Source organism: Providencia sp. wls1922 (assembly GCF_009706505.1).
GTDB classification, from domain to species: domain Bacteria; phylum Pseudomonadota; class Gammaproteobacteria; order Enterobacterales; family Enterobacteriaceae; genus Providencia; species Providencia lanzhouensis.
This window is the reverse complement of sequence record NZ_WLUG01000096.1, coordinates 21,071-28,897: the sequence shown is the minus strand read 5'-3', so window position 1 is coordinate 28,897 and position 7,827 is coordinate 21,071. Positions and strand designations below refer to the sequence as shown.

The window sequence follows — 7,827 nt, the reverse complement described above, 5'->3', positions numbered from 1 at the left end:
ATTTTATTCATGCGCTTAATAATAACTTAACTTATTGATTCATAATTATTTAAATGGCATTAACCCTTGGTTTTATGTCATTTTCAACTATCATTTAACCTCTTGATTTGACGATATTCTTTAAATGGTTTTGGGGAAGTCATTTTCTTAGCCATAAGATAAATTTCACCTTATTTCTTGACCTCTACTAATATTTTACTGTATATAATCACAGTTATTATTTAACTGTTTTTATATACAGTGTTTTATGTAAGGAGGATGTGAGATGGTTACAATTAAAGTTCGCTTCGCTGCAAGTATGAAAGGCAAGTTACCCATGGGGACTTTCGACGCATTGAGAAATGAGATCACAAAAAGATTGAGCTCTAAATACCCCGATTTAAACATCGATATCAACTGGGGATCTCAAGCGAATGTGTCTATTGATGGTCTTGGAAAGAACGAAAAGAAAACCTACATTGAAGAAACGCTGGAAGAAATCTGGAATGATGGAGACTGGATGCCTGAAATGAAAGAAACTGAAGAGGTGGAATATTTCGATAAATGATCAGATTGCGCCAACCACTCGAGCTGGCGCACCTTAGTTATTACTCTTCTAGTTTGCTTGCTTGTTCTTGTTTGGGTTCTTCCTCTAATCTCTCCGCCTCCTCACTCGCAACTTTTTCAGCTTCTTCTCGCGCTACCCGTTCAGCTTCAATTTTCGCTAGTCGCTCTGCTTCAGCTAGCTTCTGATTGTAGATAGAATCACTTGGCATATTCACACGAACATCAATCCAGTGACCATTTGGAATATCGCAATAGTCATAGTCTTCGCGCTCAACGTTATTCTCATCGAGAAACTCTGGATAAGTCATTAGGCGCTGCGCTTCGAGTCGCGGATGAAGTGTGTGCTTTCTATAGCGGGTTTCAATGATGATGTCACCGTCTGGTAGTACGTCAAAATCAGCCCACACAAGCGGTAGGTTGTTAATCCCATTCGGTACTACTAAACCGCCATGAATCCCGCCCCAACTTGCGTCAGAGTTCATGCCGAGAGTGCCTTTGAGTTTATAGCGACCGGTACCGAGTTTTTCTAGTTCTACGCCTTCAGATTCATCGTTTAGTTCGACATGGTCTGAATAAACTTTAATGACTGGAGAAGCTGCTTTTATATTTCCGTTTGCATCTTTTATAGTATTTAGTGTTGAATAAACAACCCCCCAACTTTGGAAAGCTCCTGCCCTAAAATATCTGAAGAAAAAATCTTTTTGCCATGCTGCTAATTGAAATTTTTCTGCTGTATTTCTAGAGACTGTAAAAGTAGGGGCGTACTGACATCCAAATGGTGCTCCATTTACGTTTAATGACCCTCCTGGATCCCAAGACCCTGTAGCTAAGGCATTATCAAGATCAAAACCAGTCGGATATTTTGCTGCGACATCACCTAAGCCGCAATCCCCAACCTGCATTAGCGTTCCGCTGGCATCAGGTATTACATGATTTTTCCAAGCCCCGCCCTTTCTCTGCGTATTTAATCTTGCGGTTCCAGGTACCGTTGTATCTAACTGGATGTTGTTTCCTGTTCTTTCATTTGTAACTTGAATTACATCATTTTTTGATGTGATATTTCCACCAACATCAATAGCCCCGGATATATTCCCGCCTTTTTTATCAAACTTTCCATCAATCAGCTTTTTCAGCGCAATGATGCTTTCGAGTTTTACCGTTTCCCCTGTTGGCATTTTAATTTCAACAATGCCATCCTGCGTCATCCATGTGTCCATGTTGCGGAGGAAATACTGGATATACTGCTGATTCGCAAGCATCTTGCGAACGCCATCGCTCATGCTATCCAACACGAATGTTGCAATCTGATATTTCGCTGCTGCGGCTGCTACTGGCACAGGATAAGTGAGGTTAATCTCTGTATCTGAGTTCACGGATAACACTGTGTTCATGTAAACAACGTTATTGATGAGATAAGAGATTGGACAGCCTTCTGATATGCCAGCTAAGTTATCTTTCCAGCGCGTTCCGGTACCTTTTATCTTTGTTTGTCCCGCTATGGTTGTGATTGTGCCTGTTTGATAAATCATTTTTTAACTCCAAAATTTGGACGCAAAAAAACCGCAGTTAAGCGGCATATTTTCTTACTTTGATTCTATTTCCAGCGCGGTAGAGCATCCGGGGCATAAGCAACAATACACCCTTGGTCATTAGAATATGACTCTCCGCCCCCAAATTGAGATGGGAAGTAAGCTCTTGTTATTACCCCATCATTAGATATTGCATATCCCAAACCAAGGCTAAAAAAATCTAATTCCCATACATCTGTCACTTGAGACATGACCATGCATCCAGAATGACCAGAGACATAAGGTAATTTTTTATCATTAAGAAGCCCGTCATAAGATAGTCCAGTGATAACATCCTTTATTCGCAATGGTAACTTAGACGCAGAATAAAATAGTTTTCCGTCCTCATTGAAAATATTTACCTTTGTTTTTAAGTCTCTGTCACCATCTACTATAGGTCTGTAAACATAGATGTTGTTGTAATCAGAGCACATAAAATAAAACTTTGATTTTCCGTCTGGCATCGGATAAGCAATAGCACCACCCGACGTATTTTCACCGCCCCATTTGTATCTTATGCTTCTATGAAAAAAGATATAGCTATCCCAAATGTCAGGATATAGCGCGTTATATGTGTAATAACGTAATGTGGGGTATCTCGGATCGTTTACGGTGCCTTCTTCCAGCATGTTGATGATTTTCTCTAGCACATATGTATTAGATGAGAGCAGCCCAAGCTCTGCGCCGTTAATCGCAATTTTTGCTCTCATTTTTTACCTACCAACTTAAAAATAGTGATCACTGGAATAGTTGAGCTACCCGCCCCTCGTCCAGAAACATATGTCCATGACACCGTGTTTCCAGTCACGCGAACATTTGTCACATTACTGTATGTCACTGACCCCATGCCTCGCGGTGTTGTGCTAGCGACCGCAATAATCCGCTCGCCACCTGCTAAGTATTTTGTATCAAATGTGAAGCTGTTATTTTTGAAATCAACTCGTTGGGAGTGAATAACATAACAGAATGAATCGATGATATTATCAATCACACCCGAGTCATGATAAACATTGAAAACTGGCGTACTCATTAATCCCCCGCTGTTTATACAAGTGCAATTTCAATACGAATTTGTCCTTTCTCATCGTATAACCGAAGCCCCGTTCCATCTAAATTCATTCGACTACCTGCTCCATTTGAATTCATTTCAAATGTTCCGTTGACCATGTCCAACCTAACTCCAGCCTTCCCTTGCGAGTAGTTCTTAGAGCGCATATCAGTACCGACAATGATTTCTTGAATATACGCCTTCTCAATGAATGCATCTTTCACGAACATCTGACCGTTCTTCATATACACGAATGCTTCCATTTTTCCGCTGCTCGGATTATAGAAAGCAAAGTTATTCGCATTGAAACCGATGAATGACTCGACTTTACCGTTTTTCAGTTCAGCGCTAATCACCATGCCTGCAGCATTGTATTTCTTACCATCGACTACAATCGTGATATTCGTACTGTGCATCGCATAGCCTGCTCCCTGTTCGAATTCAGCTTGCATCTTTGTATTAATCAAAGCCTCTTGCTTGCCGAATTTAACTTGCACCTGCGCTTGAGACTCAGCGAATGACTTATTTAATTCAGCAATCGCTTTATCTTGCTTGACTACGCCAGCTTCAATTTCTGCTACTGATTGATTTGTTTCTCCAAGTGACTTATCTATCTTATTAATTGACGCAGTAACTTCGGTGATTGATTGAGAAAATGCACTATCTAACTTCGCGATGGCTTGATCTAGCTTCTTGACCTCCGTTTGTACGCCATTAATAGATGCATTAACTGTCGTGTACTTCTCTGCCCAAGCTTGCTCGCTGTCTGCGTATACACGCCATAGCTCTTTGATTTGAGCTTGCGATTGTCCGTGTTTAGTAAATAAATCCTGCTGTAACTCATACATTGCTGCACTATTGATTAATGCGGCTTCATTTAACCATTCAAGCTTTTTGTCTAATTGTTTTCCTGCCTCAGTTGTCATGAATTCATTATCTAGCATATCAATGATTTCATCTGTTTTGGTTTCCGGTGCACCGCTCGCCTCAACGAATTGCGATTTACCAACAGGGTTAACGCTTCTGACATACACGTAATAAATTTGGCCCGCTTTCAGATTACGTCCCTGAATAACCCACATGGTGCCATTACCCAAGTATTCAGCCAGTTGCTCAACATCATTAATATTGGCTATACGCTTAACCGAGAACCAAAATTCATACTGCAGACGTAAAGCATTCTGCCCACCAACATACGGGATCACCCCTAAACTAAAGAACCCCGGAGTTACTTCAATATGTGACGGTGGTGGCGGTGGGTTAATGTCAAATGATACCGTTGACTGGTCACCCTTTTGCCCGTCTTTATTTTGTGGAGATACTGACAATAAATAGTTACCTTGCGGTAAATTGCCAATTCTATATCGATTTTCTTGTGTTTTAGCGGTACCGACAATACGACCAGCTTGAGTTAGTTTTAGAATGAAATCAACACCACGAACTGCCGTTGTTGTCGTCCAGTTTGCTTCCACTTGCCAACTATCATTATCAGGGCTCACCTCAACAGATAAGTTTTCTACCGGTGGAATATAACCGCCTAGCGGGGTGTCGGGTAAAGGCTCGAACGTGACGCCCTGATCAACGATAGATTCCTTTTCTGGTACATGCTGAACTGCAATAACACCGTAGCTGCCATCGCCTTTATCCGTGATTGTTATTGCTCTGAACAGTCTCCTTACTAGTGCGGATTGTCCTAACGCCCAGACAGTTCCATGCCTTACTCCACTTGGAAGAGATTCAACCTTAACCTGATTACTTGATGGATAGCTGACCGCCTTTACTCGCTCTGGTTTTCCGGCGCCGTTGATTACTGAGATCATAGCGATCCCCGTTTTAGGCGGTTCAATATCACGGTCAAGGGTTAATATTTTTTGCACAGTATCGACCTGCAATAAGCGGCCACCAATCTGCTCACCAACCCAGTCATTGTCCATGACTTCAATAATGTCACCGGGTGTATGCCTTAACCCTTCTGCGCCTACATCGAATTCAACCGTTTGAGTTTCTAATTTTTCAGTGAGCAGGATCCACAGCCCATGACGTCGAGCTTGCCCTCGACTAGTGCAGCCAAAGGCATCGACTCTAAGTACATTGGGACCAAATTGAGCTATCAAAGCGTCATCGGAAACTTGTTCAATACTCGTTTTCCAACCATTTTCAGGATCAATGAATCGAACCTCAATGATAGTGTGCCTAGCTTTTAGTGGACTAAAGCTATAGTTAAATCGCCCATTCACAACGTTAGCATTCGTGTATGGCCAGACGATATCACTGGGCCTATCTTGAACAAAAGTAAGCTGCTGTCCATTCCACACAGGCATAATGCGCATCATTGAGCACAAGTCACTCATATAGTCATAGGCTTTACGAATATCAGTAAGATAGGCATTGCACGTCATTCGTGGCTCTTTATCACCAAACCCATTCGGTACTAATTGATCGCAATACTGCCCAATCATATAGAGAGCAAACTTATCAACTTCCGAAATTTTCAGGCGCTTCCCAAGACCAAAGCGTTCGTTGGTAAGTAGGCTATACAATACCCATGCAGGGTTATTCGTGTACGCGGGTTTAAATGAGCCACTCCAAATTCCCTTGTAAGTACGTGTTTCAGGATCATAGTTATCTGGAACCTGAATGATTAACCCTTTTACAAGATAATTTCGGCTAGGATATTGGTTGCCAAATTGCTCACTTTCAAATGTCAGTCCAGCAACAGCCGACCCCGGGTACGTTTGAGTGATATCAGTGATTTCAGTATAACTTGACCAAATAGTATTGTTTTGCAGCTTGTCGCTAGTGCTATCCGCTGTTAAACGAACCATTCGGATACTAAATGGGGGTGGCGGTAGATTATCAAGCACCACAGCCATTAAGTACGGCGAATTGCTCCGCTTACCGCGGATAGTCACATTCTTCTCTGTTACCCAAGAGCCACTACGCTGGATTTGAATTTGTAGATCAACCGATGTTCCAACGCGATCACCATTATCTTTAACTTCAACTAAAGCTTGTGTTCCGAAGGTCAAGCGAAGGCGATCAATGTTACGTGAGGTAATTGTTCGTGTTACCGGGGTGCTTTTCTTCACTTCAACGCTAACAGGCGTTTCACTGGATGAAGATGAAAAACCTTCTAACGCAGGTTGCTCCAGCGTTCCAGACACCCACTGAGCCGTCATGCCATTGACATTACTGTTACCCGATGAATCAATAACGGGAGTATTGTTTAAATAAACGCCTTTTAAATCTCCAACAGGTCCCTCAATTGGTCCTTCGCTAACTAAATCAATAATGGACAGTTTTTGTCTTGATGTTAAATCATTTGGTGCTTCATACGGCGTATGTTGCTTACCACCATTTTTACCCATGATTACGTCTCCCCGCTACCGCCGTGTTTTCCTACATCAATATCTTTTGCATCACCGTCATCCATAATTTCAACAGCTTGAGAAATAACCCGAGAACCGCACATGATTTCACCGTATGCCACCGGAACAGGCATGCCTTGCGCTACTGAGTTTTCTAAATTGCTGAAATAGGTGTTCCCTTTCTCTTCTTCCGATCGGGATAAATTAGGTGACTTGGGGATTGGGGTTAACATCTGCGCCACCCCACCAATCATCATCGCGGCACCAGCCAGCATCATGGATGCACCAAAACTCCAACCTGCAGGGTTCCACCATCCCACAGCAAGAACAGCTGCACCGGCAATAAACTGAAAAACACCGCCATCTTTTGCGCCTTCAATGCGAGGAACGATGTGAATAACGGCATTTGGCATTAATGGCTCATGAATACGTTGATGAAGTTCATCTGGTGAAACATCAGATCCACTGATACGGATGTGGTACCAACCTTCACTGAAGTGTTTTTTTAGATTGGGAATTTGTAGAAATAAGGCGTGTAAACCTTGTACTGCAGTATGAATATTTAAATCGAAGCGGCGTCCAAATCGTTGGAGATCCCCATAAAATCGGATGGTGACCATTTGCGGTAACGCCAAATCGAATGCGTCATTTTTTGCCATCTTTCGTTGTAGACCTCGCGCTTACTAAGTTGATTAGGAACATGATGCAGAATAGTTTGATCACCAAGATAAATGGCGGCGTGATTGGCTCGTGAACTGGCATAGCAACACAGAATAATATCTCCTGGTTGAATGTCCCTTTTCACTTGTTTGAAACCATTATTTGTTAGGTTCTCAAGATACAAATCTTTACCTTGCCGCCACCAATTATCCTCTCTAACAAAATCAGGAAGTAAATGACCCGCCAAAAGATAGGCGTCTCGGAACAACCCATAACAGTCGGTGGCTCCATGCTTAAAATCACGGCCGAGTAATAATGGAACAGCATCAAACTTAATGATTTTTTCATCACAAACTAACCACCAACTCAATGCTGTTTTTAATTGATGTGCTCTATCAGAAGCGCTAAGGAATGGCTTGCCATTTGGATGGCTATGTACAATGGCTACAACCTCACCACGCTGGCTAGCTTGAATATAGTCTTCAGCAGAGATTGAGAAATAATTTTCAGGATCCGCGTGCTGATTTAAACAAGGGAGATACGTTTCCATTTCATCGATACGAATAATCAATCCGCACGACTCCTGTGGCGCCATGCTTTTTGCATGCTCCAGAATGTCATGTTCTATCATGGTATT

Annotated in this window: 7 protein-coding genes; 1 reads left to right on the top strand and 6 read right to left on the bottom strand. The window is 42.2% G+C overall.

The annotated features are described in order from the left end of the window. The first annotated feature begins 265 nt into the window (after window positions 1-265). The gene (locus GKR71_RS13025; protein ID WP_036983167.1) at window positions 266-547 is read left to right on the top strand and encodes a DinI-like family protein; all 282 of its coding nucleotides are present in this window, start codon (window positions 266-268) and stop codon (window positions 545-547) included. Between the two features lie 40 nt (window positions 548-587). Here the strand turns inward: GKR71_RS13025 and GKR71_RS13020 are convergent, their stop codons facing one another. From GKR71_RS13020 to GKR71_RS12995, 6 genes are all read right to left on the bottom strand, one after another. Then, window positions 588-2,075: a phage tail fiber protein gene (locus GKR71_RS13020; RefSeq protein ID WP_154634389.1), complete on the bottom strand. Its 1,488-nt coding sequence runs from the start codon at window positions 2,073-2,075 to the stop codon at window positions 588-590. A gap of 65 nt (window positions 2,076-2,140) precedes the next feature. After that, the gene (locus tag GKR71_RS13015) at window positions 2,141-2,824 is read right to left on the bottom strand and encodes a hypothetical protein (RefSeq protein ID WP_154634388.1); all 684 of its coding nucleotides are present in this window, start codon (window positions 2,822-2,824) and stop codon (window positions 2,141-2,143) included. Continuing rightward, on the bottom strand, window positions 2,821-3,144 hold the full coding sequence (locus GKR71_RS13010) for a hypothetical protein (RefSeq protein WP_154634387.1): 324 nt from the start codon (window positions 3,142-3,144) through the stop codon (window positions 2,821-2,823). Before GKR71_RS13010 ends, GKR71_RS13015 begins: the two co-directional genes overlap by 4 nt. A 14-nt stretch (window positions 3,145-3,158) precedes the next feature. Then, window positions 3,159-6,530, bottom strand: coding sequence for a host specificity protein J (locus tag GKR71_RS13005; protein WP_154634386.1), 3,372 nt, complete (start codon window positions 6,528-6,530; stop codon window positions 3,159-3,161). A gap of 2 nt (window positions 6,531-6,532) precedes the next feature. Then, window positions 6,533-7,189 carry a tail assembly protein gene (locus GKR71_RS13000; protein ID WP_195848975.1) on the bottom strand — a complete coding sequence of 219 codons (657 nt, stop codon included), beginning with the start codon at window positions 7,187-7,189 and terminating at the stop codon, window positions 6,533-6,535. Further along, window positions 7,093-7,821 (bottom strand): C40 family peptidase, encoded by a 729-nt coding sequence (locus GKR71_RS12995; protein ID WP_154634385.1) that lies wholly within the window; start codon window positions 7,819-7,821, stop codon window positions 7,093-7,095. The genes GKR71_RS13000 and GKR71_RS12995 overlap by 97 nt, the downstream gene beginning before the upstream one ends. Between the last annotated feature and the right edge of the window lie 6 nt (window positions 7,822-7,827).